This window comes from Vibrio algarum (assembly GCF_028204155.1).
Classification (GTDB): Bacteria; Pseudomonadota; Gammaproteobacteria; order Enterobacterales; family Vibrionaceae; genus Vibrio; species Vibrio algarum.
Genome location: NZ_JAQLOI010000001.1, coordinates 897,676 through 923,829 on the forward strand (window position 1 = coordinate 897,676; position 26,154 = coordinate 923,829).

Annotated in this window: 24 protein-coding genes, 1 other RNA gene and 1 pseudogene; 17 read left to right on the top strand and 9 right to left on the bottom strand. The window is 41.6% G+C overall.

All coding sequences use genetic code 11. The features are described 5' to 3' along the window. The first annotated feature begins 2 nt into the window (after nucleotides 1-2). Nucleotides 3-2,282: a DNA topoisomerase IV subunit A gene (gene parC, locus PGX00_RS04435; RefSeq protein WP_272133272.1), complete on the top strand. Its 2,280-nt coding sequence runs from the start codon at nucleotides 3-5 to the stop codon at nucleotides 2,280-2,282. A 91-nt stretch (nucleotides 2,283-2,373) separates the two neighbouring features. Here the strand turns inward: parC and degS are convergent, their stop codons facing one another. The 3 genes from degS to zapG form a co-directional block, all read right to left on the bottom strand. After that, nucleotides 2,374-3,441, bottom strand: a complete 1,068-nt coding sequence (gene degS / locus PGX00_RS04440; RefSeq protein ID WP_272133274.1) for an outer membrane-stress sensor serine endopeptidase DegS — start codon at nucleotides 3,439-3,441, stop codon at nucleotides 2,374-2,376. A gap of 146 nt (nucleotides 3,442-3,587) precedes the next feature. After that, nucleotides 3,588-4,955, bottom strand: a complete 1,368-nt coding sequence (locus PGX00_RS04445; RefSeq protein WP_272133275.1) for a DegQ family serine endoprotease — start codon at nucleotides 4,953-4,955, stop codon at nucleotides 3,588-3,590. Nucleotides 4,956-5,057: 102 nt separating this feature from the next. Continuing rightward, on the bottom strand, nucleotides 5,058-5,486 hold the full coding sequence (gene zapG / locus PGX00_RS04450; protein ID WP_272133276.1) for a Z-ring associated protein ZapG: 429 nt from the start codon (nucleotides 5,484-5,486) through the stop codon (nucleotides 5,058-5,060). Between the two features lie 157 nt (nucleotides 5,487-5,643). On the opposite strand from zapG, the gene zapE reads away from it, so the two are divergent. From zapE to sspB, 8 genes are all read left to right on the top strand, one after another. Beyond that, nucleotides 5,644-6,747, top strand: a complete 1,104-nt coding sequence (gene zapE, locus PGX00_RS04455) for a cell division protein ZapE (RefSeq protein WP_272133278.1) — start codon at nucleotides 5,644-5,646, stop codon at nucleotides 6,745-6,747. A 226-nt stretch (nucleotides 6,748-6,973) separates the two neighbouring features. Continuing rightward, nucleotides 6,974-7,402: a 50S ribosomal protein L13 gene (gene rplM, locus PGX00_RS04460; protein ID WP_171752644.1), complete on the top strand. Its 429-nt coding sequence runs from the start codon at nucleotides 6,974-6,976 to the stop codon at nucleotides 7,400-7,402. 15 nt (nucleotides 7,403-7,417) lie between these two features. Beyond that, entirely contained in the window at nucleotides 7,418-7,810 is a 393-nt protein-coding gene (gene rpsI / locus PGX00_RS04465; protein WP_272133282.1) for a 30S ribosomal protein S9, read from the top strand. A gap of 392 nt (nucleotides 7,811-8,202) precedes the next feature. After that, nucleotides 8,203-8,796: a ubiquinol-cytochrome c reductase iron-sulfur subunit gene (petA, locus tag PGX00_RS04470; RefSeq protein WP_272137922.1), complete on the top strand. Its 594-nt coding sequence runs from the start codon at nucleotides 8,203-8,205 to the stop codon at nucleotides 8,794-8,796. Next, nucleotides 8,796-10,061, top strand: coding sequence for a cytochrome b (locus PGX00_RS04475; protein WP_272133284.1), 1,266 nt, complete (start codon nucleotides 8,796-8,798; stop codon nucleotides 10,059-10,061). The genes petA and PGX00_RS04475 overlap by 1 nt, the downstream gene beginning before the upstream one ends. Continuing rightward, nucleotides 10,058-10,795: a cytochrome c1 gene (locus PGX00_RS04480; protein WP_272133286.1), complete on the top strand. Its 738-nt coding sequence runs from the start codon at nucleotides 10,058-10,060 to the stop codon at nucleotides 10,793-10,795. Before PGX00_RS04475 ends, PGX00_RS04480 begins: the two co-directional genes overlap by 4 nt. A gap of 88 nt (nucleotides 10,796-10,883) precedes the next feature. Beyond that, nucleotides 10,884-11,519, top strand: coding sequence for a stringent starvation protein SspA (sspA, locus tag PGX00_RS04485; protein WP_272133288.1), 636 nt, complete (start codon nucleotides 10,884-10,886; stop codon nucleotides 11,517-11,519). Between the two features lie 37 nt (nucleotides 11,520-11,556). After that, nucleotides 11,557-12,027 carry a ClpXP protease specificity-enhancing factor gene (gene sspB, locus PGX00_RS04490; protein ID WP_407702374.1) on the top strand — a complete coding sequence of 157 codons (471 nt, stop codon included), beginning with the start codon at nucleotides 11,557-11,559 and terminating at the stop codon, nucleotides 12,025-12,027. A gap of 43 nt (nucleotides 12,028-12,070) precedes the next feature. On the opposite strand, the gene PGX00_RS04495 is transcribed toward sspB, so the two are convergent. Genes PGX00_RS04495 through PGX00_RS04510 form a run of 4 tightly spaced genes read right to left on the bottom strand, consistent with a single transcriptional unit; the run spans nucleotide 12,071 to nucleotide 15,544 of the window. Beyond that, entirely contained in the window at nucleotides 12,071-12,772 is a 702-nt protein-coding gene (locus PGX00_RS04495) for a BON domain-containing protein (protein WP_272133290.1), read from the bottom strand. Between the two features lie 4 nt (nucleotides 12,773-12,776). Then, the gene (locus PGX00_RS04500) at nucleotides 12,777-13,367 is read right to left on the bottom strand and encodes a phosphoheptose isomerase (protein WP_272133292.1); all 591 of its coding nucleotides are present in this window, start codon (nucleotides 13,365-13,367) and stop codon (nucleotides 12,777-12,779) included. A gap of 7 nt (nucleotides 13,368-13,374) precedes the next feature. Next, the gene (locus tag PGX00_RS04505) at nucleotides 13,375-13,743 is read right to left on the bottom strand and encodes a YraN family protein (RefSeq protein WP_272133294.1); all 369 of its coding nucleotides are present in this window, start codon (nucleotides 13,741-13,743) and stop codon (nucleotides 13,375-13,377) included. Next, entirely contained in the window at nucleotides 13,730-15,544 is a 1,815-nt protein-coding gene (locus tag PGX00_RS04510) for a penicillin-binding protein activator (protein WP_272133295.1), read from the bottom strand. Before PGX00_RS04510 ends, PGX00_RS04505 begins: the two co-directional genes overlap by 14 nt. A gap of 63 nt (nucleotides 15,545-15,607) precedes the next feature. On the opposite strand from PGX00_RS04510, the gene rsmI reads away from it, so the two are divergent. Next, complete coding sequence (rsmI, locus tag PGX00_RS04515; protein WP_272133297.1) at nucleotides 15,608-16,471, top strand: 16S rRNA (cytidine(1402)-2'-O)-methyltransferase; 864 nt, start codon at nucleotides 15,608-15,610, stop codon at nucleotides 16,469-16,471. A gap of 88 nt (nucleotides 16,472-16,559) precedes the next feature. Beyond that, nucleotides 16,560-16,968: RNase P RNA component class A (gene rnpB / locus PGX00_RS04520), an RNA gene on the top strand. Between the two features lie 60 nt (nucleotides 16,969-17,028). Here the strand turns inward: rnpB and PGX00_RS04525 are convergent. Both PGX00_RS04525 and PGX00_RS04530 read right to left on the bottom strand, forming a co-directional pair. Then, nucleotides 17,029-17,448 carry a hypothetical protein gene (locus PGX00_RS04525; RefSeq protein WP_272133298.1) on the bottom strand — a complete coding sequence of 140 codons (420 nt, stop codon included), beginning with the start codon at nucleotides 17,446-17,448 and terminating at the stop codon, nucleotides 17,029-17,031. 392 nt (nucleotides 17,449-17,840) lie between these two features. Then, complete coding sequence (locus PGX00_RS04530) at nucleotides 17,841-18,779, bottom strand: hypothetical protein (RefSeq protein ID WP_272133300.1); 939 nt, start codon at nucleotides 18,777-18,779, stop codon at nucleotides 17,841-17,843. A 377-nt stretch (nucleotides 18,780-19,156) separates the two neighbouring features. On the opposite strand from PGX00_RS04530, the gene rsmH reads away from it, so the two are divergent. The 6 genes and pseudogenes from rsmH to mraY all read left to right on the top strand — a co-directional run bounded on the left by rsmH (nucleotide 19,157) and on the right by mraY (nucleotide 26,151). Beyond that, entirely contained in the window at nucleotides 19,157-20,104 is a 948-nt protein-coding gene (rsmH, locus tag PGX00_RS04535; RefSeq protein ID WP_272133302.1) for a 16S rRNA (cytosine(1402)-N(4))-methyltransferase RsmH, read from the top strand. After that, nucleotides 20,104-20,417 (top strand): annotated as a pseudogene (ftsL, locus tag PGX00_RS04540) (cell division protein FtsL). The gene rsmH and the pseudogene ftsL overlap by 1 nt, the downstream one beginning before the upstream one ends. Further along, complete coding sequence (locus tag PGX00_RS04545; protein WP_272133303.1) at nucleotides 20,414-22,159, top strand: penicillin-binding transpeptidase domain-containing protein; 1,746 nt, start codon at nucleotides 20,414-20,416, stop codon at nucleotides 22,157-22,159. Before ftsL ends, PGX00_RS04545 begins: the two are co-directional and overlap by 4 nt. A gap of 52 nt (nucleotides 22,160-22,211) precedes the next feature. Then, the gene (gene murE / locus PGX00_RS04550) at nucleotides 22,212-23,714 is read left to right on the top strand and encodes a UDP-N-acetylmuramoyl-L-alanyl-D-glutamate--2,6-diaminopimelate ligase (RefSeq protein ID WP_272133304.1); all 1,503 of its coding nucleotides are present in this window, start codon (nucleotides 22,212-22,214) and stop codon (nucleotides 23,712-23,714) included. Continuing rightward, nucleotides 23,711-25,072, top strand: coding sequence for a UDP-N-acetylmuramoyl-tripeptide--D-alanyl-D-alanine ligase (locus PGX00_RS04555; RefSeq protein WP_272133306.1), 1,362 nt, complete (start codon nucleotides 23,711-23,713; stop codon nucleotides 25,070-25,072). The genes murE and PGX00_RS04555 overlap by 4 nt, the downstream gene beginning before the upstream one ends. Beyond that, entirely contained in the window at nucleotides 25,069-26,151 is a 1,083-nt protein-coding gene (gene mraY / locus PGX00_RS04560; RefSeq protein ID WP_272133308.1) for a phospho-N-acetylmuramoyl-pentapeptide-transferase, read from the top strand. The genes PGX00_RS04555 and mraY overlap by 4 nt, the downstream gene beginning before the upstream one ends. The last annotated feature ends 3 nt before the right edge of the window (nucleotides 26,152-26,154 follow it).

Consider the following 26,154-nt stretch of genomic DNA (forward strand, 5'->3'; position numbering starts at 1 on the left):
AGATGTCCACTGAAATTACCTATGAAGGCATTGAACAGATGCCAATGCGCAAGTTTACTGAAGATGCGTATTTGAATTACTCTATGTACGTCATTATGGACCGAGCATTACCTTATATTGGTGATGGATTGAAACCGGTTCAAAGACGTATTATTTATGCAATGTCCGAGTTAGGACTTTCTTCCTCTGCTAAGTACAAAAAATCGGCTCGTACAGTAGGTGACGTACTCGGTAAGTATCATCCTCATGGTGACTCGGCTTGTTATGAAGCGATGGTTCTGATGGCTCAGCCATTTACCTATCGTTATCCATTAGTGGATGGACAAGGTAACTGGGGAGCACCTGATGATCCGAAATCATTTGCTGCAATGCGTTATACCGAGTCTAAATTATCTAAATTTGCAGAAGTATTATTAGGCGAGCTTGGTCAAGGCACCGTTGAATGGCAACCTAATTTTGATGGCACGATGAAAGAGCCATTAATGCTGCCCGCTAGATTACCTCACATTTTGCTTAACGGTATTACAGGTATTGCTGTGGGAATGGCAACAGACATTCCACCGCATAACGTTCGTGAAGTAGCGAATGCGGCGATTCATATATTGGAAAACCCTAAAGCGGAATTGCCGGCCATAATGGATTATGTGAAAGGACCGGATTACCCTACAGAAGCGGAAATAATCTCTCCTACAAGCGATATTCAAAAAATATATAAAACTGGTCGTGGCAGTATTAAAATGCGCGCGGTTTGGCATAAAGAAAGCACTGATATTGTCATCACGGCATTACCTCACCAAGTTTCTGGTGCGAAGTTGTTGGAGCAAATTGCGGCTCAGATGCGAGCTAAAAAATTGCCAATGGTCGATGATCTTAGAGATGAATCTGACCATGAGAACCCAACACGAATTGTTATCGTCCCTCGCTCAAATAGAGTTGATTGTGATCAGCTGATGAACCATCTTTTTGCTTCTACAGATCTCGAGAAAAACTTTAGAGTTAACTTGAATATGATTGGTTTAGACAATCGTCCACAAGTTAAAGGGTTAGTGCAAATACTGTCTGAGTGGATTGAATTTCGTCGTCTGACAGTCCGCCGTCGATTACAGTATCGTCTAGATAAAATCCTTGCTCGTTTGCACATCCTAGAGGGTTTGTTGGTTGCTTATCTAAATCTTGATGAAGTGATAGAAATTATCCGCAGTGAAGACCACCCTAAAGTAGTCTTAATGGAACGCTTTTCTATTACAGATATTCAAGCTGACGCGATTTTAGATATTAAACTTCGTAATCTCGCCAAACTAGAAGAGATGAAAATACGTGGTGAACAATCAGAGTTAGAGAAAGAGCGTGATAAATTACAATTATTACTCGGCTCTGAACGACGCATGAACACGCTGCTTAAAAAAGAAATTCAAGCAGATGCTGAAAAATATGGCGACGATAGACGCTCTCCATTAGTTGAGCGTAGTGAATCTAAAGCACTAACGGAAAGAGACCTAGTCCCAAGTGAGCCAATTACAGTTGTTCTATCAGATAAAGGATGGATACGACATGCGAAAGGCCATGATGTCGATGCCTCAAATTTGAATTATAAATCTGGTGACAGTTACCTTGCACAGGCATGTGGTAAGAGTAATCAGCAAGCAGTTTTCTTAGGCTCGGATGGACGTAGTTATTCGTTAGAGTCCCACTCACTGCCATCGGCAAGAAGCCAAGGTGAACCTATAACAGGGCGTCTAAATGTTGCAGAAGGGACATCTATTCGTCAGGTTATTATGGGTGAAATTGAACAGCTTTGGCTTGTAGGTTCAGATGCGGGGTATGGCTTCGTTTGTAAAGGTGCAGACCTGCTTTCTAAAAACCGCAGTGGTAAAGCACTCGTTAGCTTACCTGCTAATTCGGAGGTGTTGACCCCGAAACCTGTGAACAATCTTGATGCGGATGAAATCTTAGCGATAACTAATCAAGGAAGAATGCTCATTTTCCCGATTAAAGATTTACCTCAGCTAGGAAAAGGAAAAGGCAACAAGATTATTAATATCCCGGCAGCGAAAGCAAAAGCAAGAGAAGAGATTGTTTCTCATTTGATTTCTATACCTCAAGGTGCGACGGTTACTCTCCATGCTGGTAAACGCAAATTAGGGTTGAAACCTGCAGATCTCGAAAACTATAGAGGTGAAAGAGGTCGTAGAGGAGGCTTGTTACCAAGAGGGCTTCAAAGAGTGACTAATATTGAAATAGAAACAGTATCAGGGACAGAAATGCCCAATACCGAAGAATAAAATTTTCTAGCAATTGATATGAATAACTAAGCCCAATTAATAATTGGGCTTTTCTTTATTCTCTTGATGGTTATTTAGTTGAAAGAGGGATCTATTCAGGATCGGCAGACTCACCAACCTGAACAGCAATAGAAAGTGTTTCCCCATCTCTTAGTACGGTAAAGTTGACCGTTGTCCCTGGGCGAAGATCTGCAACGATGTCCATTACACTTTGACGACCGTTGATCTTTTGTTCATCTATAGCGAGTAGAACATCATTTTTTTGTAATCCAGCGATGGCTGCTGGACCTTCTGGGGCAACACCTAAAATAATGATTGCACCAACATAATCACCACCTAATAACCTAGACGTCATGGTGTTTATATCTTGTCCATCGACACCTATATACCCTCGTATGACCCGTCCGTCAGCTATGATTTTTTGCATAATACGGTCCGCTAAAGCGTAAGGTATGGCAAATGAGATTCCATAGGTTTCGAGGTCGGTTGCTTGTTGAAATGAGGCGGTGTTAATACCAACAAGTTCTCCGTGAGTATTGACTAAAGCTCCTCCAGAGTTACCTTGATTGATTGCAGCATCGGTTTGAATAAAGGCTTGCCTACCATCAGCACTAATTGAGGAACGACCTGTTGCTGAAATAATTCCGAATGTCGTTGTTTGCCCTAAATTATAAGGATTACCTATCGCTAAGACGATATCTCCAACTTGTGCATCGTAGTTAGAGTTTAAAGGGATAGTGGGTAGTTCAGTCATCTCTATACGCAATATCGCAATGTCTGTTCGACGATCCTTACCAACGAGTTGCGCATTGGCTATTCTTCCATCTTGCAGTGCAACGATGATTTGGTCCGCTTTTGCGATGACGTGAAAATTGGTAATAATGTAGCCTTTATCGCTGACGATAACACCAGAGCCGAGCCCTTGAGTCTTCAATGTAGATCGATCTTCTGCCGTGTATTTTCGGCTATAAATATTGACAACAGCGGGCGCAGCACGAAGGACTGCATCACTAAATGACACCCTAAGCTCTTGAAAGCTTTCAACGGTATCGACGATATCTTCTGGAATGATGTTAGAGCGCAGTGAGGGTACTGCGAGCAAAATGATGAATGCTGTTATTAGGCCTAAACCAACAGAACGTAATAGAAAATTCAGCATGTATCCCCTAATGCTACGAAAGCAAAACCGTAATATTTAAGTATAGGTAAGATAATTCACGATGAATAAGGATACAGATAGGTGTTTGTAAAAGAAAGGGAAGATTACGAAGCAATCTTCCCTTGTGTAGTGAATATATAGATGATTTATCGAACAACTAAGTAAATAGTACGCTCTCCACGCTGAACATTCAGTGCTAGAACATTTGGTTTTTGTTCTAACAGCGACCTTAATTCACCAAGGTTATGCACGCGTTGACGGTTGACTCCGACGATAATATCGCCCGATTGGAGTTGGAACGCTTCCGCTGAAGAGCCTTTCTCTACGGAGCTAACTTTAACACCTTCGACAGAATCGTCTGATGATGTGTTTGTCAGCTCAGCACCTTTGAGGCCGTCGTGTAATGTAGCAGCTTTTGTTTTGCTATCGGATGCTTCACCTAGCGTAACGTCAAAGCTTTTCTTTTTGCCGTCGCGAATAACGCCGAGCGTTATCTCTTTACCGGCTCCAAGTGTTGCCACTTTCGCTCTCAATTCGCTAAAGGTTCGGATTTCTTTATCATTAATTTCGATAATGATATCACCGGCTTCTAGCCCAGCTTTATCAGCTGCGCTGTCTTGTACAACCTGACTAACAAATGCCCCTTTGCTTGCTTCATATCCAAGAGCTTCGGCAAGTTCAGAAGTTACTTCACCACCTTGGACACCTAACATTCCGCGCTTAACCTCGCCGAACTCAAGTATTTGGTCGGTGAGATTGATAACCATGTTAGATGGAATTGCAAAACCAATCCCAATATTGCCGCCATTTGGTCCGAGAATCGCTGTGTTAATTCCAATTAGTTCACCACGGAGGTTAACCAGTGCACCGCCAGAATTACCACTGTTAATAGCAGCGTCGGTTTGAATGAAGTTTTCGAAGTTTTCTATGTTCAATCCACTTCTGCCAAGCGCCGAAACGATTCCTGAAGTGACGGTTTGTCCTAATCCAAATGGATTACCAATAGCGACACTAAAGTCTCCGACGCGTAATTTATCTGAATCGGCGACTTTAATTTGTGTAAGATTTTTAGTGGACTCTAATTTGAGCAACGCAATATCAGACATCTCGTCACCGCCGATAAGCTCGGCATCATACTCTCTACCATCGTGTAGCTTGACCTTGATTTCATCAGCGCCATTGATTACATGATAGTTAGTAACAATATGTCCTTTTTTAGCATCAACAATGACACCTGAACCTAGCCCTCTAAACGGTCGCTCTTGAAGCTGCTCGGATGGGAAATCTGGGCCAAAGAAAAATCTAAATGATTCAGGTAATTGTTGCCGAGACGTCTGCTTACCTTCAACAGCGATACTGACAACAGCCGGAGTAACTTGCTCTAACATAGGAGCAAGGCTCGGTAATTGTTCATTTCCAACACTGAGAGGTAGTGCTGCGAAGGAAGGTGCTGGTGTGATGATAGTGCTTAGACTTAAAGCCAATACACTTAAGGCAAGTATAGGTTTTTTCATCATTTACTCCTCTATATTGTTATGGAGTTTATGACTCAAAAACCTGACTCTAGTTCAAATAAATTAATAAAATAATTGTATCTAATATTACTAGATCATCAATTAAGAGGCTTTAACCGCTTCTGGCGCTTCGATGATTTCTTTTTTCTCTGGTGTTAATAATCCAGTTGCACCTTTGGCGTAATCTTTAGGTTGGGTATCGGCTTCTTGCTCAGTATCAGAATCTACTTGAGTTAGCTTCTTCGCAAAAGGTTGGTCTTGTTCTGGTAAATTTGCCAACATTTCAGTCGAGGTTGTGGCCATGTGCTGGTAGAGCTTAGTGTAATCTTTTCCTAATACGTCAAGTAATTCAGAGGTTTGTGAAAAATGGTCAGTTAATTCTTGTCGTTGTTGCTCTAATTCAAACTTAGTTGTAGCCAACTCTTTTTTCATCTGCTGATGTTTTTTATATTGTGGGGTTTTTATACGCGAAATTATAATACCTAAAATCGCTCCTACAAGAAGACCCACAAGTCCGTAAATCCAAGGCATAACAACTCCTTTTTAAGTTATCAGGTAACATGTTGTTTACATACGAATTACACATGCTTGTATCTCATGGTACTATGAGTATGCAATTGAATAAAGTAGATACGTAATAGAAACTCATATTGTATATATAAGCATTAATTTTTAGGCAGCGAAGTTGATGACACCGATAGACAAGTATAAAAAAGATATTGAAGAGTTTGGTTTTCAAAATGACCCTGCGCAAAAAAACGCGGTACAGCAACTAGACCAGCTTTTTCATGATTATCAAGCATATTTGAAGACCCCTACACCGTCGGTAAACAAATTGCAGCGATGGCTAGGAAAAACCGCCGAAAAGCCAAAACTGCCTAAAGGCATCTACATGTGGGGTGGGGTAGGACGTGGAAAAACGTATCTAATGGATACTTTTTGCGAAACGATGATTGGCTCAAAAGTAATGAGAGTGCATTTTCATCGCTTTATGTTGAGAGTTCATGATGAAATGGGGCGTCTTTCAGAAACGTCTGATCCTCTCGAACAAGTTGCGGATATATTTAAATCCGAAACCGACATCATCTGTTTCGATGAATTTTTTGTCTCTGATATCACCGATGCTATGATTTTAGGAACATTGTTTCAGGCCTTATTCAAAAGAGGGGTTGTATTGGTCGCTACGTCTAATATTCCGCCTAAAGATCTATATCGAAATGGATTGCAACGAGCTCGTTTTCTGCCCGCAATTGATTTGATTGAAGAACATTGTCAAATAGTGAATGTAGACAGCGGTGTCGATTATCGATTGAGAACTTTGGAACAAGCTGAGATTTATCATTCACCATTAGATGATATTGCTGAAGAAAATCTAAACCGATATTACGGACAACTTACTACCGACTGTAAAAGCACTCTATTCGAAATAGAAATAAATCATAGAAATATACCTGTTAGAAAGGCTTGCGATGGTGTGTTATTTGTTACATTCGAACAGATTTGTCAGACCAGCAGAAGTCAAAACGACTATATTGAAATATCACGCATTTACCACACCGTTCTGTTATCAGACGTTATTGAGATGAATGCGCAGCATGATGATGCAGCGAGAAGGTTTATCGCACTAGTCGATGAGTTTTATGAGAGGAACGTTAAACTGATTATTTCGGCTCAAGTGGGCATGGAGAGCCTTTATTCATCCGGTCAGTTAGACTTCGAATTTAAGCGCTGTTTGTCTCGACTTGTTGAGATGCAAAGTCAGGAGTATTTAGCTAAAGAACATTTGGCCTAAACCTTCGTTTTGTTGGCTTTACTCTTTTTTTAAGTTTAGCCACAAAAAAGATGATTTTTTCCTCACACTTCTCTATAATCCTGCGACCCACCGTTACTGCAGGTCTATTTTTTCCAAAATATGGCCGAGAGTGCCAACACTCGAAGGGGTGATGATATGGGCTCTTAGACAGTGGGAGTGTAACAACTCCTTGTGTGTAAAATTTAATTAACGGGTTATTATTAGCATGAAAACTTTCGTTGCTAAACCAGCTACTGTAAAACGTGACTGGTATGTTGTAGACGCTGAAGGTAAAACTCTTGGCCGTCTTGCAAGTGAAATTGCATCTCGCCTTCGTGGCAAGCATAAAGCTGAATACACACCTCACGTAGATACTGGTGATTACATCATCGTTATCAACGCTGAGAAAGTTGCTGTAACAGGTAACAAAGCTAAAGGTAAAGTGTATTACCGTCACTCTGAGTTCCCTGGTGGTCTAAAATCAATCACTTTTGAAAAATTGATTGATAAGAAACCAGAGATGGTTCTTGAACTTGCTGTTAAAGGTATGTTACCACGTGGTCCTCTTGGCCGTGCTATGTACCGTAAGCTTAAAGTTTACGCTGGTGCTGAGCATAACCATATTGCTCAACAACCAACAGTATTAGACATCTAATCGGGGATTATGACAATGGCAGAGAATCAATACTACGGCACTGGCCGTCGCAAAAGCTCAGCTGCTCGCGTTTTCATTAAACCAGGCAGTGGTAACATCGTAATCAACAAGCGTAGCCTTGATGTTTACTTTGGTCGTGAAACTTCTCGTATGGTTGTTCGTCAACCACTTGAGTTAGTAGACATGTTAGAAAAACTAGATTTATACGTTACTGTTAAAGGTGGTGGTATTTCTGGTCAAGCTGGTGCGATCCGCCACGGTATCACTCGCGCTCTTATGGAGTACGATGAAACATTACGCCCTGCATTACGCGCAGCTGGCTACGTTACACGTGACGCACGTCAGGTTGAACGTAAGAAAGTTGGTCTACGTAAAGCACGTCGTCGCCCACAATTCTCAAAGCGTTAATATTTCTTCGGAATATTACGTTCTGGCTTATACCGGATTGTGGAATCAAAAGCTCGGTTTTATACCGAGCTTTTTTGTACCTAAAATTTACTCTTTTCTGTGTTAAATCGCTATTTCAAGCGTATTTCTCTACCACTTTAAAGGCGATTATCGCCTATCACTTCAAATAAAGTTACGGTAATACAAAACAGTAACGCTCTTGAATCGATAACTAGATCTTGAATCTATTCAGTTTTTTGTGAACTAATGAGCGAATTTTTGTTATAAATGTTAACAAAAGGTGTAAATTTACTTATCATGCACCGCTATAAATACAATAAGTTTAATTTTTGTTAGCCATGCCCAACTCAAAGCATAATGATAAAGTCGGGCAAATGGGAGATATGCTGGATATGAGCAATGCGCCTTTAAACAGTGGACGTAGGCGCTTCTTAACTGCAACAACAGCCGTTGTTGGTGGTTTGGGAGCTGCAGCCGTAGCTGTTCCTTTTATTAAATCTTGGAACCCAAGTGAAAAAGCGAAAGCAGCGGGTGCGCCCGTTGAAGTCGATATTAGTAAACTCGAAGAAGGTCAAATGGTTCGCGTCGAATGGCGTGGTAAGCCTGTTTGGGTGGTCCGTCGAGCTGAATCTATAGTCTCAGCATTGAAAGATGCCGATACTCAACTAAGTGATCCCTCGTCAACCGAAGAGCAACAACCTGCTTACGCTCAGAATGAGCACCGTTCAATTAAACCGGAGTATTTTGTTGCAGTTGGAATCTGTACCCACCTAGGCTGTTCACCTACCTATTTGCCAGATACCTTTAGTGAGCAAGTTCAAGGGGTTAGTTCTGGTTTCTTCTGTCCGTGTCACGGTTCTAAGTTTGATATGGCTGGTCGAGTATTCCAAGGTGTACCCGCACCATATAACTTGGTTATACCAAAACATATGTATTTGACGGATTCTAGAATTATTATTGGTGTAGATGAAGAAGGGGAAGCCTAATGCAAGCTTTAGCTGAATGGTTTGAAAAGCGTCTGCCTTCAATAAATGCTTATAAAAAGCATTTATCAGAATACCCGATGCCTAAGAACTTTAACTTTTGGTATTTGTTTGGTTCATTAGCCATGCTAGTTCTTGTTAACCAACTTGTTACTGGTATTTGGTTAACAATGAGCTATGAACCATCAGGAGATGGTGCGTTCGCATCTGTAGAGTACATCATGCGTGATGTCGATTATGGATGGTTGCTTCGCTATATGCACTCCACTGGTGCTTCTGCGTTCTTTATTGTTATTTATCTGCATATGTTCCGTGGCCTAATCTATGGCTCATATCAGAAGCCACGCGAACTTGTGTGGATATTCGGTATGCTCATTTTCTTAGTACTGATGGCCGAAGCCTTTATGGGGTATCTACTTCCATGGGGACAAATGTCTTACTGGGGAGCGCAGGTAATTATTTCACTATTTGGTGCGATTCCAGTTATCGGTGATGATTTGACGCTTTGGATCCGTGGTGATTACGTTATCTCAGGCGCGACATTGAACCGCTTCTTTGCACTTCACGTTATTGCATTGCCTATCGTTTTACTTCTCCTCGTTGTGCTGCACCTTCTCGCTTTACATGAGGTCGGCTCAAACAACCCAGATGGTATCGATACAAAATTACCGAAAGGAACGATGGGGGATGATTACGAAAGCTCATTTAAGTTTCATGAGTATTACACCAAGAAATACGACATTATCGACTCTATTCCATTCCACCCTTATGGAACGGTAAAAGACTTTATTGGTATTGCTGGTTTCTTGTTCTTCTTCTGCTATGTGTTGTTTTTTAACCCTGAGATGGGCGGTTATTTCCTTGAGCCACCTAACTTTGAGGCTGCTAATCCACTTAAAACACCGGAACATATTGCACCTGTATGGTACTTCACTCCATTTTACGCGATTTTACGTGCTGTTCCTGACAAGCTATTAGGTGTAGTAGCGATGGGTGGAGCAATCGTTGTGTTGTTCTTACTTCCATGGTTAGACCGTTGCAAAGTACGTTCATACCGTTACCGCAGCAAGTTCCACTTACTGAATATTGTTCAGTTCACTGTAAGCTTTATTGCCCTTGGTATCTTAGGCGCGTTGCCAGTTACAGATTTGTATACATTGCTAGCACGCATATTCTCACTAGGATATTTCATGTTCTTCGTTTTACTGTTCTTTTATAGTAAAAATGAAGCGACTAAACCATTACCAGAAAGGGTGACATTCAAATGAAGAAGTGGATTGTAGTACTTTTTGCATTGTTACCATCTTTGGCGCTTGCGGCCGGTGGCAATGTTCATTTAGACAAAGCAAATAATGATATTAGGGATACCGCGTCATTGCAAAATGGTGCAAAGCTATTTATGAACTATTGTTTTGGGTGTCACTCAACGCAATATCAACGCTATCAACGCGTTGCTACTGATTTAGATATCCCACTGGATCTTATGAAACAACACTTGATGTTTGATCCTGATGCTAAAATTGGTCAGCTAATGGAGAATGCCATACCTGACGATTCAGCGGCTAAATGGTTTGGTGCTCCACCTCCAGACCTATCATTGGTTGCTCGTGTTCGAGGTACAGATTGGCTATATACCTATTTACGTTCGTTTTATGCGGATCCATCTCGTCCATTTGGGGTGAATAATATTATTTTCCCAAGTGTAGGTATGCCTCATGTACTTGAAGAGCTTCAAGGAATCCCAATGCCAATCATTGAGACGCATATGGTTGATGGCGTTGAGAAACAGTCAGTGGTTGGCGTTAAGACAGATGGCACCGGTGAAATGAGCACCAGTGAATACGATAGTGCTGTTCGTGATATTGTAAATTTCCTCGAATATTCTGGTGATCCTGTCAAGTTAGAGCGTGAAGCTCTAGGTTGGTGGGTCATGGGATTCCTTGTGCTATTTACCATCGTGGTAGTTCTACTTAAGAAAGAGTATTGGCGCGACGTGCACTAATTGTGCTATCATGCCGTGCTAATTTTCATGTAATGGAGGCAGTTAGCCTCCATTATTTTTTCTGTTTGTAAGTGCACCGGAGGGCTCAATGGCTGTAGCTGCCAATAAACGTTCTGTTATGACTCTTTTTTCTAGCGCGTCTGATCTTTATAGTCATCAGGTTCGTATCGTTTTAGCTGAAAAAGGGGTAAGTGTTGAAGTTGAATTGGTTGATGATGCCAATTTGCCTAATGAACTCATTGAGCTAAACCCGTATAAGTCAGTACCAACTCTAATTGATCGTGAGTTAGCACTTTATGACTCAAAGATCATTATGGAATATCTAGACGAGCGTTTTCCTCACCCACCATTGATGCCTGTATACCCAGTTGCACGTGGCAACAGCCGCTTGATGATTTATCGTATAGAGCGTAATTGGTATTCATTGGCGAAAAAAATCGTAGAAGGTAGCCCTGAGCAAGCAGAATCTGCTCGTCAGAAACTACGCAATGATCTACTAACGCTTGGTCCTGTTTTTGCAGAATATGAATACTTCATGAGTGAAGAATTTAGTCTTATCGATTGCTATTTAGCTCCGCTGTTGTGGCGTTTACCTACTTTTGGTATTGAATTGACTGGACCTGGCTCTAAAGAGTTGAAAATTTACATGAGTCGAGTGTTTGAACGTGATTCGTTCTTAGCTTCATTGACCGAAGCTGAACGCGAGATGCGTTTAGTTCGATAGATAGTAAAGGCTGATTCGAAAAATGGATAGCAGCAATATGACCCCTCGCCGCCCTTACTTGTTGAGGGCATTTTATGAGTGGTTAGTTGACAATGATTTGACGCCTCATTTAGTTGTTGAGGCGGATCTACCCGGTGTTCGTGTACCAGACCAATTTGTTCAAGATGGCCAGATTATTTTAAATGTGGCCCCTAGAGCTGTCGGTAATTTAGAAATGAGTAATGAAGCCGTTACCTTTAGTGCTCGATTTGGTGGTAAGCCGCATTCTGTTATTGTTCCGTTGTACGCTGTCCAAGCTATTTACGCTAGAGAGAATGGCGCTGGTACAATGTTTGAACCGGAAGATGCGTATCAAATAAGTATCGAAGAGGGTGTTGAACACGAACTTTTCGATGCTGAAGAGGGCGAACCAACAATCGGTCTGGCACAAAGTTATGATGGCGATAATGAACCTAATGATGAGCCGCCAACACCGAAAGGGCGACCAAGCCTAAGAGTTGTAAAATAATAAAAAGCCGCTTAGTTTAAGCGGCTTTTTTGATCCTTATTGTTCATTCTTCAATGGGAGCAATAAAAGGGACATCTTCTTCTATTACTGTGTTTTCGGCTTGAGTTTCGGAAACAGTAATTACTTCGGCTTGAATTTCTTGTTTCTGTTCTTGTTGTACTTCTTTTGCTGCAGGCTCTTCACCGTAATAAAAAGCTCTAATTACTTTGCTAACACCAGAAATATTTCTTGCGATATCAACGGCTTTATCTGCGTGGTATGGGGACACTGCTCCCGTCAAAAATACTTCAGTATCTTCGGTATAGACCGTCACTTTAATCTCACGAAGTTCGTCATCCGCAATAATGGATGATTTCACTTTGGTTGTAATCCATGTGTCTTTGCTAACAGCACCAATAGAGAGCAAAGGTTTTACTTTCATTTGGTTATATACGACGTTAACTCCTTTGAGCTTACGAACTTCAGCTTCAACAGAATCTTTTAAGTCTTGAGAGACCGCTTGACCCATAAGCAATACATTGCCTTTAAAGGTATTGGCGGTAACTCTCACATTAAATTGGTAGGGTGACTTATTACCAAGAGCGCCAACTTGTAAGGATATGTCTTGGTCAGTGGCTAGTTCTCGACTGTCTCTTGGATCGGTTACAACGTAAACAGCTGTAGCGGCTCCCGCTAAAAATAATCCCGCACAACCCGTTAATAGAATGCTCAAGATAGGTATCAATAAAAAACGCACTTTGTTCATTTTTTTATTCCTCATGAGCAGGAAAAAGAACCTGATCAATTAAATCACATAGGCAGTGTAGAGTGACCATGTGTACTTCATGGATGCGAGCCGTTCTATGCGAGGGGATACGAACTTCCACATCATGCTCGCCTAGCAACCCAGCCATTTCACCACCGTCTTTACCGGTAAGTGCGATGATTGTCATATCGCGTGTTACAGCCGCTTCCATCGCTTTCACGATGTTTTGGCTATTACCACTCGTAGAGATAGCTAATAAAATATCACCAGCTTGACCAAATGCTCTAACCTGCTTTGAGAATATTTGTTGGTAATCATAGTCATTAGCGACCGCTGTTAAAGTTGTGTTATCTGCCGTTAACGCCATAGCAGGTAAGCTTGGTCTTTCTGTTTCAAAATGATTGAGTAGGCAAGATACAAACTGCTGTGCGTTGGCAGCCGAACCACCATTACCACAACAAAGAATTTTATTGCCATTTAGTAGGCTTGTTACCATTGCCTGAGCGGCATAAGTGATGGGATCTGGTAGCGCCTCTGCGGCTGCAATTTGAATTTGGATACTCTCGGTAAAACTGGCTTTAATACTTTCTTGCATGGTTCAATTAATCCTGCGTTATAGCGTTCTTTATCCAATTGATGTCTGTTCCGTGTTGGTGAATAGCAACAACATCAAATCTAAAATCAGTCGAGTATGGTGAACGATTTTGACGACCTAACCACACATGTGCGGTCTTAATCAACTTTTGACGCTTAGAGTGGGTTACAAACTCCGCTGCGTGGCCAAAACGGCTATCTTTACGGTATTTTACTTCAACGAAGACTATGGTCTCTTGATCTTGCATTATTAGATCAATCTCGCCGAACTTAGTGTTGAAATTAAATTCAATCAAAGATAAACCTTGGCTGTTTAGAAACTTATTCGCCAAGGCCTCATATTTATTTCCTATCTCTCTTTTACTAAAGAGACTCATGCTCCGCCCAGCCGATTTCTCGCTGTACTACACATTGTTGATCTATACTTAGCGTACCTGTTTTCGCTTCTATCTTATAGTCTTGTACTACTTTCATTTGTGGTAATTCGTTCGTTAACTGATAAGCGTCCATCCCTAATGCTTGTAAGCGTTTTTGACTATTGCTCTGGTTTGGCCATAGCTCATCTAACTGCGTAAGTAAGGTCGAATTGCTTTCGACTAACATCGGTATATCACTGAATATAACCCCAGACAGATCCTCAAATTGACGCTTCCCTCCGTCGTTACTTCTAGAGTTTGCGAATAATTTAGGTGGTTTAGCTTCAGGATTGATAGCCACTTCTATAAATGGTTTTATCAGTGTTAGCTCTGAGCTCTTGGCCACAATATAAATAGAGTCAATATCCCTTCGGCTTCTGGCTTGATTTTCTAGCTGCATAGCCATTAAATTTTCCATTTGCACAATTCTGCTTTGACTTGCATTGATGCCAAGGGTGGAATTTATGTTTTTTTGCAATTGCGCTTTTGTTCCAAAATAGCTGACTACAGCCTGATTGTTGCTGTATTTTTTCCATTCATTCTGGAACGCAATAGCGACTCGAGTACCTAAGGTCCCTTTAGGGGCTAAAATTAGAGGGTATTGAAAGCCTTGAGAAAATAGATGCTTAGCTGCCTGTTCGACTTCTTGTTCAGGTGAAAGCGTTAGATAACAGGTGTTGAATGTGGGGTCTGTCTCATTAGGAATATTGAGCGCTAACGTTGGGATTTTTTGTGCTCGCTCCGATTGAATCATAGTTAGTTCTTCGATGTTCTTTTTCATCAGCGGGCCAACGATAAAATCTATGCTCTCTTCGTCTAGTTTCTGAGCTAGCTGTTGGTTATTTACTTTATTTGTATCAATTACGGTAAGAATGGCATCACTATCTCTAGTGTTATCATTCATTAACGCCATTAGAAAACCGTCTCTTACTAACTTGGCTTGCTTTTCATATTTACCCGTTAATGGCAATAGTAGTGCCGTGCTTTTAGGTTGTACGATTTCAAGATCCAGAATAGCCTGTACGTCGCTTGGCACATAGAGGGCGGCTAAATGGTCTGGGTTTTCCTGCAGCCATGTTTCTAGTACATCTTTTAGTTGGGTCGCATTTGTACCTAGAGTCTTCATATAGACAGCAAGTTGAAGCCATGCAGTGAGATCGGGTTCATTTTGTTGTGCAGACAAATTACTTATATCAAATTGGGAATATTTTGAAAGTTGGCTCCAAATCTGCTCTGCAATAATTTCTTGTTCTTCAGGCTTTAGATATTGGCTGAGTAAAATGGTTTCTCGGCTAGCATTTATGTGATCCCCTAGTTGGGAAAATAACTCAGCGCGCATTGCATGGTAGTCTTTCCATTGCTCTTGAGGAAGCTCCCACCATTGTGCAAAGTTAAGTTGTTGCAGAGCTTCTGTAGATTGACCAGTTAACATTAAGTGCTTGGCTCTGGCGAGTTGCCATTCGGCCTGCTGTATTTCAGATAATTGTAGTTTCTCTATTCTTGTTATTAAGAAACCAGCTTGTTCAGTATTTCCTTCAGCGGTTGCTGCTTTGAGGGCCATAATAAGCCAATCATTTTGTAAGCTACTTCCGAGAGTGTCTGCCTTAACGATATAAGCTTGTGCCGATAAGGTGGGATCTAAGGTAATATCGATCTTTTCTGGGGAATTTGGTTGAGAAGAACACGCCGCAAGAACAATTGCTAGTGCAATTGGAGTAATAAGGCGTGGTACACTGATCCGTTGCTGGTTCTTTTTAGGCATAAGTTATTATTCAACTATGTGTAAATTTATCTCTATATTAATCGCTGAAGTGATGGTAAACAAATGACAGATAACAAAACTTTTCCGTCAGAGATCCCAACTCTCTACATTGTACCCACCCCAATTGGAAATTTGGGAGATATAACCCAGCGTGCTATTGAGGTTTTATCCAGTGTGGATGTTATTGCCGCAGAAGATACACGACACACTGGGAAACTGCTCGCCCACTTTAACATACCAACTAAAACTTATGCCTTACATGATCATAATGAACAACAAAAAGCGCAAGTATTAGTTGATAGATTATTACAAGGACAATCTATAGCGCTGGTTTCTGATGCTGGAACCCCTTTAATTAGTGATCCAGGATACCATTTAGTAAACAAATGTCGTCAAGCGGGTGTAAAAGTTGTTCCGCTTCCAGGTGCGTGTGCATTTGTAACTGCTCTAAGTGCCTCAGGGTTACCTTCTGATAGATTTAGCTTTGAAGGCTTTTTGCCGGCAAAAAGCAAAGGCAGGCAGGATAAATTTAGAGAGATAGAGAGAGCTGAACGTACCTGTATTTTTTATGAGTCGCCTCATAGAATAATGGGCTCTCTTCAAGATATGTTGGCAGTGCTCGGGCCAGAAAGAATAGTTGTGCTTGCTCGTGAGTTAACAAAAACCTTTGAAACTATTCAAGGTATGCCTTTAGGTGAACTTATACCTTGGATTGAAGAAGACGATAACCGTAAGAGAGGTGAGATGGTCTTGCTTATCCATGGTTACCGAGAGGATGTGAAAGACGAAATTCCAGCGGAAGCACTGCGCTTGTTGAAATTACTTGTAGCAGAACTCCCATTGAAGAAAGCTGCAGCTATCGTTGCAGAAACGCATGGATTAAAGAAAAATCTGTTGTACAAATGGGGGTTAGAGAACTTGGAATAGTCGTAGGCAGGTAATCGAACATAACCAACTAAGAAATTGCTGTTCTATAAGCTCGACATCTATAGTCGCTTCCGCTACAATCCGCGCCGGAGTTGACTGGGTAGTCGCTGCTTCGTTGATGTCCTACGGTTTATCCTGTGGAGACTGACGAAGGGGAGGAAAGTCCGGGCTCCATAGAGCAGGGTGCCAGGTAACGCCTGGGGGCGTAAGCCCACGACAAGTGCAGCAGAGAGAAAACCGCCGATGGCTTTTGTTTTCGATAGAAGATAAAGGTACAGGTAAGGGTGAAAGGGTGCGGTAAGAGCGCACCGTGCGTCTGGTAACAGTTCGTAGCAAGGTAAACTCCACCCGGAGCAAGACCAAATAGGCTTCCACATAGCGCGGCTCGTGTTAGGGAGCGGGTAGGTTGCTTGAGCCAGTGAGCGATTGCTGGCCTAGACGAATGGCTATCACCGCGCAAGCGGATACAGAACCCGGCTTACAAGTTGACTCCACCTATTGAAATAAAAAAACCTCGCAAATTTTTGCGAGGTTTTTTTATTTGAGAAGATAAATTTTTATTCTTGTTTTTTCTTACTATCCAAGATAGCTTGAATTCGCGGGTTGATTTGATTTCCGTGTGCTTGTCTGTATTCTTCTTGCTTCACGTCGTTAAGATTTTTAACTGAGTTCTCAGCGATGGCTTTTGGCATTTCTGTTCTGAGTTTTCCCTTTTCTTGAAGCTTCATTGCTTCTAGGTAAAACTCTTTGAATCGTTTCGTTAGTTGGGACTGAGAGAGCCTGCGTAGCTCGAATCCTTTATTTTGGATTATCCACTTTTCGAGTTGATTCTGAGGTTCTTTATTGGTCACTCTCATTTGAGCATCCATCAACTCAGATACTGTTAATTGATTTTTTAGAATCGTTAACTCTCCCATAATAGGAGGCCAAGTCTCGCCTGCTTGTAGGCGCTCACGACAGTGTTGAATTATCCGCATCAACTCTTCTTCTGAGAGACCATCGGCAAAATCAAGAAATCGTCCAGTAGGACGACCACCATAAGACTTTATCCACGTCGATTCGTAAATGCTTAACAGTGTGCCAAATATATAGTTACACCAATCACTTGGTACTCTATCGGACTCATCTTTAATTGCGAGTTGACTTGGAACTTGACGAGCTTTACCCGGGAGTTTTTTAGACGGCGTAATTTGTTGTTTATTAGCCGTTGGCGATACAGCGGTACTTTTATTTTTGTTTAAATGATCAATACCATTATCAATACCGAGTTCGCGCAGTTTTTTTCCATAGAGGAAAAATCCATATTTTCAGGTTTATTTGATTTGTTCATATTCTCGTCCGTAAACTAGCTTTGGCTGACTCGGTACCATTAAAAGTTTGGTTTCTTACCTTGTGCCCTTAGATATTCTCTAAACTCTTCTGAGGGGCTTAAACTCTTCCGCTGATTATTACTATTTTGATAAGATAGTTGACGGCGTTCTTCTGCTTGTTTGCGGTTTTCAGCCGATTGCTTCTCATTTACTATCCAATAACGCAGTTTATTAAGTAACTGGGTGATAGAGATATATTCATTGGCTCTGGATTTGTAATAAACCACAAATTTTTCCCAAAACAGTTTAGGATCAACCTGCAGACCGGCATGCATAAGTGTCTGTTGTGCCCAGTCTGGTACGTCGTATTCGTTAAGGTCGTGGGTAGATAAGTAGTTACTGCCACTGTGTTTAGACTTAGTTACTTTATTCTGTTTTTGATTTGTTTTGGCATGTCCAACAAACTCGTTCAAATCACCCGCTTGTTTAGCCTGGTCAAGCCAGCTTTCAAAGTCGCGTTCAAGTCGGATTAAATTGGTTGTTTGTGTATTAATCTCACGGGCAAATTTTTGCCAAATTGAATCACGGCTTGTAGCAGGGATGTTATAAAGACCAAAAAAACGACCAGTCCAGTTGGGAGCGCTGGTTTGCGCCATCGGTTTAATTGTTGCAGGTGCTTTTTGAACGATATCTGTCGATGTATACACGGGCAACTTGACGGTATCTGAATCTTCCGAAAGCAGTAATTTAAACCAATGAATTTCACGTCCCTGTTGTCTTTCGACTTGAGTTTTTTCTAGAAATCCTTGATTGGCTATCGAGGTTAGGGTGTTTGCAAGTTTAAACTCGCTAGTTAGACATTCTTGGGTAATGTCAGCTAGAGCAAATGAAACCATACCATCGTTGTTGGCCATATCTGCCAATTTTAATAACACTAGTTTTTCGTCAGCAGTCTCGGGGGATTTCTCCCAAGCATAAAACGTGTATTTCGCACTCAAAAAGTTCTCCTCGGTAATGATCTGATTCTAACCTCTGAAGTCGATATAAACAAACTAACATCTTCTCCAAAAGCTTTAATTATTATTTGGGTAAAACGTATCTGATTGCGGGATAAAGGCGTTAGTTGTTATACTCTGGCCTTTGTTGTCGTCAGCGATATTGCTTGTTGACATCAAATAGAGAGATGAAAAATAGTAATTAAAAGTCTGTTTTTTTACCACGAGACTCACGACTTAAAGATGAGTTACTCATATATAGTGATTTATTGCGGTATTTTACCTGAATAAATGCATTGTTACTGGCTAGAACAGGGCAATTCGGTACACTATAACGTTAACACTTCAAAACTGAAGCCCCAAGGAAACGAGCACCTGTCATGACCGAACCATTCCAACATATTTCTGTATTGCTTAATGAATCTATCGAAGGTTTAGCGATTAAACCAGACGGCATATATATCGATGGTACATTTGGTCGTGGAGGGCATAGTCGAAATATCTTGTCGAAACTAGGCGAAAATGGTCGTCTTTATAGTATCGACCGTGATCCTACTGCTATAGCGGTAGCAAATAAAATTGATGATCCACGATTTACTATTATCCATGGTCCTTTTTCTAAGATGGCTGATTATGCTGAAGAGTTTGATCTAGTGGGAAAGGTCGATGGTGTTTTGCTTGATCTTGGTGTTTCTTCACCACAATTAGATGATGCAGAGCGTGGTTTTAGTTTTATGAAAGATGGTCCGCTAGATATGAGAATGGATCCTACATCGGGCATTTCTGCTGCGCAATGGCTTATGGAAGCTGACTTAGACGACATTACCTGGGTATTGCGAGAGTTTGGTGAAGAGCGATTTGCTAGGAGAATAGCTCGAGCTATTATTACTCATCGTGAAGATGAAGAGAAAGAACCTCTTACTCGTACTAGTCATTTAGCAAAGCTGATTTCGGATGCCTCTCCATCTAGAGAGAAAAAGAAACACCCCGCAACAAGGAGTTTTCAAGCAATCCGAATCTATATCAATAGTGAGCTTGAAGAGATAGATACTGCACTTAAAGGGGCGCTAAGTATTTTGGCTCCAGAAGGCAGATTGTCTGTCATTAGTTTTCATTCCTTAGAAGATCGTATGGTAAAGCGATTTATGCGTAAGGAAAGTAAAGGCCCTGAAGTGCCACATGGGTTACCACTTACGGAAGATCAAATTAAAGCATTAGGTAGCGCAGCACTTAAGACAGTGAGTAAAGCAATTAAGCCATCTAATCAAGAGGTAGAAATAAATAATCGCTCTCGTAGTTCAGTACTAAGGATTGCAGAGAAATTATAATGGAAAACCAGCCTAATCTTGCCAAACTAATAGCACTCGACTTATTCAGAGTGGGGGAGTACCCTTTATTTTATTGTTGGCGATATTAGTAGCTGCAATGGGGGTGGTATTTAATACCCATGAAACTCGACGCTCTATAACTGAGAAAGATCAATCTTATGAGGAGCGCGAACGGCTTGACAATGAATGGCGAAATTTAATATTGGAAGAAAATGCACTCGCAGAACATAGCCGAGTGCAAAAGATGGCGATTGAAGATCTTGAAATGAAGCGTCCTGATGCGGATAAAGAAGTGGTGATTTCTTCCCAATGAATACAAAGAAAGTCGTGAAACGAGCCAAGAGTTCAGCTAAGAAAAAACCGGTCAATAAACGTGTAGAAAAAAAGGAAGAAGTGCTCCTTATTCCTTGGCGTTTTTATATCGTTATTGCTTTCGTATTTATTGTATTTTCCGCCCTTATCGTACGTGTAGCCTATATACAGGTAATCAAGCCTGATGATTTGATTAAGCAAGGTGACTTGCGTTCTGTTCGAGTCAAATCTATCCCCTCTGCTCGAGGTATTATCTCAGATCGTAATGACGAACAACTTGCCGTGAGTGTACCGGTTCAGGCGGTATGGGCTGATCCCGTGGCTATTTTTAAAGCTGGTGGGTTTGAAGAGCTCGATCGATGGCATGCGTTAGCCGATGTTCTTGGCATTAAACGTGAAGAGTTATTGAATAAAATAGAGAAAAGTAAAAAGAGACGCTTTATTTACCTACAAAGGCAGGTAAGTTCTGCAATGGCAAACTACATTCGTGAGCTGAAGCTTACGGGGGTTGGCTTGAATAATGAGTCTCGCCGTTATTATCCCACTGGTGAAGTAAGTGCACATGTTATTGGCGTTACAGGTATCGATGATCATGGCCTTGAGGGTGTTGAGCGTAGCTATGACTCATATTTAACCGGTGAGGCGGGTAAAAAAACAATACGAAAAGACAGGCATGGTCGAGTGGTTGAAAATATTGCTCTCAATGAAAGAAAGCAGGGCAAGCCAATACAACTCACTATAGATCAACGCCTTCAAGCCGTATCATATCAAGCGATAAAACAAGCGGTAGCCGATTACCGAGCGACGTCGGGTTCAATTATTATTTTGGATGTGAATACCGGTGGGGTTTTGGCAATGGTGAATGCACCATCATATAACCCTAATAATAAGGAGCAGATGCAGAGTTTCAAAATGAGAAATCGTACCATTACGGATTCCATTGAGCCGGGTTCTACCATGAAACCATTTGTTGTCTTAGCGGCTTTAGAAAATGGCAGCGCAAACTATGAGACGGTTATCGATACCGGCAATGGTCTTATGCAAATTGGTGGTAGCCGTGTTAGAGATAGTTCAAAAATTGGTAAAGCGAACCTTGCTACTATATTGAAAAAATCGAGCAATATTGGTGTGGCAAAACTGGCGCTAGATATGCCTTTAGACGCTTTATTAGGAATGTATAGCTCAGTAGGTTTCGGTTCTGTTAGTGGTGTTGACCTCATCGGAGAAACCGAGGGGCTTTTTCCTGATCGCCGTCGCTGGTCTAAGTTTGAAATTGCGACACTCGCCTTTGGGTATGGTATTGCGGTTACTCCTATTCAATTAGCTCATGCGTATGCGACCCTTGGTAGTCACGGTCTTTACAGAGCGCTTCATATCGTCAACGATAATAAATTTGAACATGCTAAGCGCGTAATGAGTGCAGAACATTCAGCCAAAGTTTTAGAGATGTTGGAAGGGGTAACGCAACAAGGAGGCACTGCAACGAGAGCCGCTGTTCCTGGTTACCGTATCGCAGCAAAAACGGGAACATCGAGAAAGGCAACGGCTGGTGGGTATAGCGATGAGTATGTTGCTATTGTTGCCGGAGTCGCTCCAATCAGTAATCCTAAGGTTGCAATGGTCGTCGTCGTAAATGAACCTCAAGGCGACCAATACTATGGAGGGGCTGTTGCTGGTCCCGTTTTCGCTGATGTTATGAAATCAACATTACAAATTCTAAACGTAGCTCCTGATGCCAAATAAATTTGCAAGGGCTGCTTTAGACATTCAGGCTAAATATTGAAGGATAAACTTGATGCTTAACAAGCAAAGTTTACTATCACTTTTATCTCCTTGGATAGAGAGTAAAAGTCTAGAAAGTAATCAACATGATGCTTTACAAGATATCCAAGTCGTTAATTTGGAATTGGATAGTCGTAAGGTTCTAAAAGGTGATACTTTTGTCGCGATTTTAGGTCATGCTGTGGATGGCCGATCTTTTATGGGCAAAGCTATTGAACAAGGCGCAAATGCGGTTATTGCTCAAGCTAGCGAAGAGCACATGCATGGCTCAGTAGAATACAGAACCGGCTGTCCAATTGTTTATATTGACCAGCTTGATTTGTATTTGTCCGAACTATCTAGTCGTCTCTATAAGTGTCATTCTAAGTTGATAGGTGTAACTGGAACGAATGGAAAGACAACCATTACTCAACTTATTGCCCAATGGCTTGAACTGCTAGAAAAACGCTCAGTAGTGATGGGGACAACAGGGAATGGGTTTCTTGACAACCTACAAGTTTCGACAAACACGACCGGTAGTGCGATTGATATTCACCGGACATTAGCGAATTTATCAGATTTAGGGGCCGAGTACGCAGCACTTGAAATTTCTTCTCATGGATTAGTTCAGGGGCGCGTCAAGACCTTGCCATTTTCTGCTGGTGTATTTACTAATCTAAGTAGAGACCATCTCGATTACCATGGCACGATGGAAGCTTATGCACAGGCAAAACTCACTCTATTTACTCAGCATTGCTGTGAAAAAATAGTCATTAATGCTGATGATAAGGTGGGGGCGGACTGGTTGAACGAGCTGCCTGAAGCTATAGCGGTTTCTATCATAAACGAACCTTCGCAAGCTAACTCGTTATGGGCGAGAAATATTCAATATTCTGATGCTGGAATTCAATTGTCCATTGATGGGCATTGGGGAAAAGGGGAGCTTTCAGTTCCCTTGATTGGTGAGTTTAATGCTTCGAATGTCTTACTCGGTTTAGCCGCATTATTGTCACTAGGTTTTGACAAACAAGAGCTATTAGCGAGCGCTAAAAGCTTACAACCCGTCATTGGAAGGATGGAGCTTTTTCAAGCGACAGACAAAGCTAAAATAGTTGTCGATTATGCACATACTCCAGATGCTTTAGAAAAGGCATTAATGGCTTTAAGAGTGCATTGTTCAGGAAAGCTATGGGTTATTTTTGGCTGTGGTGGAGATAGAGATACAGGTAAGCGGCCTATAATGGCAGAAATAGCGGAACGTTTAGCTGATCACGTTATGTTGACCGACGATAATCCACGCAGTGAAGACCCAGAGATCATATTTAAAGACATGCTTGCAGGACTGAATAAACCTGAGTTGGCTAGGCTAGAGCATGATAGATATCATGCGTTGAAGCTAGCAAGCGAGAATGCGAGTAGCAACGATATTATTTTGTTAGCAGGCAAAGGCCATGAGGACTATCAGGTTCTTAAGAATGAAACAATACATTATTCTGACCGTGATTCCGCCGCTCGATTACTAGGAATAATTCAATGATTTCTACTTCATTAAACTCCATAGCCGAAGTACTGAATTGTGAAGTATTAGGTGAAAACCCACGGATTGATTCAGTCTCTACAGATACAAGAACGATCAGCCCAGGATCGCTGTTTATCGCTCTGGTGGGTGATAAGTTTGATGCACATGATTTCTGTCAAAATGCGAAGGAGTGTGGCGCGAGTGCATTGTTGGTTGAACGAAAGTTGCCAGTTCAACTTCCTCAAGTTGTGGTACCTGATACGAGATTAGCGCTAGGTCAATTAGCCTCTTGGGTACATAAAGAGTGCGATATTAAAACTCTTGCGATTACGGGTAGCTGTGGAAAAACCACTGTAAAAGAGATGGTTTCATCGATCTTAAGCCTAAAAGGCAAGGTTCTAGCGACAGCTGGAAACTTTAATAATGATATTGGTGTACCGTTAACTCTTTTACGCTCTCAGCCAGAAATAGATTATGCGGTTATCGAGTTAGGAGCTAATCATAGTGGTGAAATTGCCTATACGACTGATTTGGTAAAACCAAGTGTGGCACTAGTAAACAATGTAGCGGCGGCACACCTTGAAGGTTTCGGTTCTATTGAGGGTGTTAAGAAAGCGAAAGGTGAGATATATAGTGGACTTTCTGTCGGTGATACTGCCGTTATTAATTTAGATAGTCATGGTGAAGAGCTATGGGATCAAATACTTACAAATAAAAAAGTAGTTTCTTTCTCCAGTTCGAATGCTGCTGCTCAGTATTACGCAAAAAATTGTCAATTGGATAATCTTGGATACGCTAGTTTTACGATAAAAACTCCAGTGGGAGAGATTGACGTGAAGCTATCTGTTGTTGGTGAGCATAATGTGCCTAACGCTCTTGCAGCCACAGCGCTGGCGATGGAGTTTGGCTGTTCTCTCGCGGATGTAGCAAAAGGGTTGGCAACAGTAGTAAATGTAAAGGGACGGGTAGAAATAAACCAACTAACCGACGAAATAATACTAATTGATGATAGCTATAACGCTAGCGTGCCGGCTATGAAGTCTGCGGTGGACCTATTATCAACATTTTCAGGTACTCGGTGGCTTGTTCTTGGTTATATGGCTGAATTAGGCCAAGAAAGCCTTGAACTTCATCGTCAACTCGGAGAATATGCAGCTCAATTTAATTTTGAGAATGTACTGACCTTTGGCGTAGAAGCAAAAGTAATTAGTGACATGTGCCATGGTCTGCATTTCTCAACACACGATGAATTGATTGACTATATGTTGCAGCAGTTGCAAACAACACCAAGGCAAGCTCATACTGTGTTGGTTAAAGGAGCGAACGGCGCTCGTATGAGTGTCGTGGTTGAAGCTTTAAAGGAGAAGCATAAATGATCATCTGGCTAGCAGAATTACTTCAGCCATATTTCTCGTTTTTTCGATTATTTGAATATCTATCGTTTAGATCTATCTTGAGTGTGATTACCGCACTTAGTCTCTCATTATGGATGGGGCCTAAATTGATAGAGCGTTTGCAGCTATTACAGATAGGTCAAGTAGTTAGAAACGATGGACCTGAATCTCATTTCAGTAAACGTGGCACGCCAACAATGGGGGGCGTGATGATTTTAGCCTCCATCCTTATTACTGTTCTTTTATGGGCTGATCTCACTAACATTTATGTTTGGGCTGTTATTTCCGTACTCTTGGGTTATGGTGCCGTTGGGTTTGTCGATGATTATAGAAAGGTCGTCCGGAAAGATCCTGCGGGCTTGATCGCCAGATGGAAATACTTCTGGCAGTCAGCTATTGCTTTGGTTGTTGCCTTTGCATTGTATGCTCACGGCAAGGATACTTCGGCCACTCAACTCGTTGTGCCGTTTTTTAAAGACATCATGCCTCAATTAGGTTTGCTTTATATTGTGCTTACCTACTTTGTTATTGTAGGTACCAGTAACGCGGTGAACCTCACTGACGGCCTTGATGGTTTAGCCATTATGCCAACTGTCCTTGTATCAGCTGGTTTTGCTGCCATAGCGTGGGCAACGGGTAATGTGAATTTTTCACAGTATTTGCACATTCCGCATATTCCTTTGGCTAGTGAGTTAGTTATTGTCTGTACAGCGATGGTTGGTGCGGGTTTAGGTTTCCTCTGGTTCAATACTTATCCTGCTCAAGTGTTTATGGGGGATGTCGGTTCGTTAGCGTTGGGTGGTGCTTTAGGTACGATTGCTGTTTTGGTTCGCCAAGAGTTTATTTTGGTTATCATGGGTGGTGTATTTGTTATGGAGACATTATCTGTAATTCTGCAGGTAGGTTCATATAAATTACGTGGCCAAAGGGTATTCAGAATGGCACCAATCCATCATCATTACGAACTCAAAGGTTGGCCTGAGCCAAGAGTGATCGTTCGTTTCTGGATAATTTCTATTGTCCTTGTCTTAATCGGTTTGGCTACACTGAAGGTTCGATAAATA

Bases quoted from the DNA above. Each gene is read 5' to 3' on its own strand.
- parC (WP_272133272.1), top strand. From the start codon at position 3: ATGTCCACTGAAATTACCTATGAAGGCATTGAACAGATGCCAATGCGC.
- degS (WP_272133274.1), bottom strand. From the start codon at position 3,441: ATGCTGAATTTTCTATTACGTTCTGTTGGTTTAGGCCTAATAACAGCA.
- PGX00_RS04445 (WP_272133275.1), bottom strand. From the start codon at position 4,955: ATGAAAAAACCTATACTTGCCTTAAGTGTATTGGCTTTAAGTCTAAGC.
- zapG (WP_272133276.1), bottom strand. From the start codon at position 5,486: ATGCCTTGGATTTACGGACTTGTGGGTCTTCTTGTAGGAGCGATTTTA.
- zapE (WP_272133278.1), top strand. From the start codon at position 5,644: ATGACACCGATAGACAAGTATAAAAAAGATATTGAAGAGTTTGGTTTT.
- rplM (WP_171752644.1), top strand. From the start codon at position 6,974: ATGAAAACTTTCGTTGCTAAACCAGCTACTGTAAAACGTGACTGGTAT.
- rpsI (WP_272133282.1), top strand. From the start codon at position 7,418: ATGGCAGAGAATCAATACTACGGCACTGGCCGTCGCAAAAGCTCAGCT.
- petA (WP_272137922.1), top strand. From the start codon at position 8,203: ATGAGCAATGCGCCTTTAAACAGTGGACGTAGGCGCTTCTTAACTGCA.
- PGX00_RS04475 (WP_272133284.1), top strand. From the start codon at position 8,796: ATGCAAGCTTTAGCTGAATGGTTTGAAAAGCGTCTGCCTTCAATAAAT.
- PGX00_RS04480 (WP_272133286.1), top strand. From the start codon at position 10,058: ATGAAGAAGTGGATTGTAGTACTTTTTGCATTGTTACCATCTTTGGCG.
- sspA (WP_272133288.1), top strand. From the start codon at position 10,884: ATGGCTGTAGCTGCCAATAAACGTTCTGTTATGACTCTTTTTTCTAGC.
- sspB (WP_407702374.1), top strand. From the start codon at position 11,557: ATGACCCCTCGCCGCCCTTACTTGTTGAGGGCATTTTATGAGTGGTTA.
- PGX00_RS04495 (WP_272133290.1), bottom strand. From the start codon at position 12,772: ATGAACAAAGTGCGTTTTTTATTGATACCTATCTTGAGCATTCTATTA.
- PGX00_RS04500 (WP_272133292.1), bottom strand. From the start codon at position 13,367: ATGCAAGAAAGTATTAAAGCCAGTTTTACCGAGAGTATCCAAATTCAA.
- PGX00_RS04505 (WP_272133294.1), bottom strand. From the start codon at position 13,743: ATGAGTCTCTTTAGTAAAAGAGAGATAGGAAATAAATATGAGGCCTTG.
- PGX00_RS04510 (WP_272133295.1), bottom strand. From the start codon at position 15,544: ATGCCTAAAAAGAACCAGCAACGGATCAGTGTACCACGCCTTATTACT.
- rsmI (WP_272133297.1), top strand. From the start codon at position 15,608: ATGACAGATAACAAAACTTTTCCGTCAGAGATCCCAACTCTCTACATT.
- PGX00_RS04525 (WP_272133298.1), bottom strand. From the start codon at position 17,448: ATGCGGATAATTCAACACTGTCGTGAGCGCCTACAAGCAGGCGAGACT.
- rsmH (WP_272133302.1), top strand. From the start codon at position 19,157: ATGACCGAACCATTCCAACATATTTCTGTATTGCTTAATGAATCTATC.
- PGX00_RS04545 (WP_272133303.1), top strand. From the start codon at position 20,414: ATGAATACAAAGAAAGTCGTGAAACGAGCCAAGAGTTCAGCTAAGAAA.
- murE (WP_272133304.1), top strand. From the start codon at position 22,212: ATGCTTAACAAGCAAAGTTTACTATCACTTTTATCTCCTTGGATAGAG.
- PGX00_RS04555 (WP_272133306.1), top strand. From the start codon at position 23,711: ATGATTTCTACTTCATTAAACTCCATAGCCGAAGTACTGAATTGTGAA.
- mraY (WP_272133308.1), top strand. From the start codon at position 25,069: ATGATCATCTGGCTAGCAGAATTACTTCAGCCATATTTCTCGTTTTTT.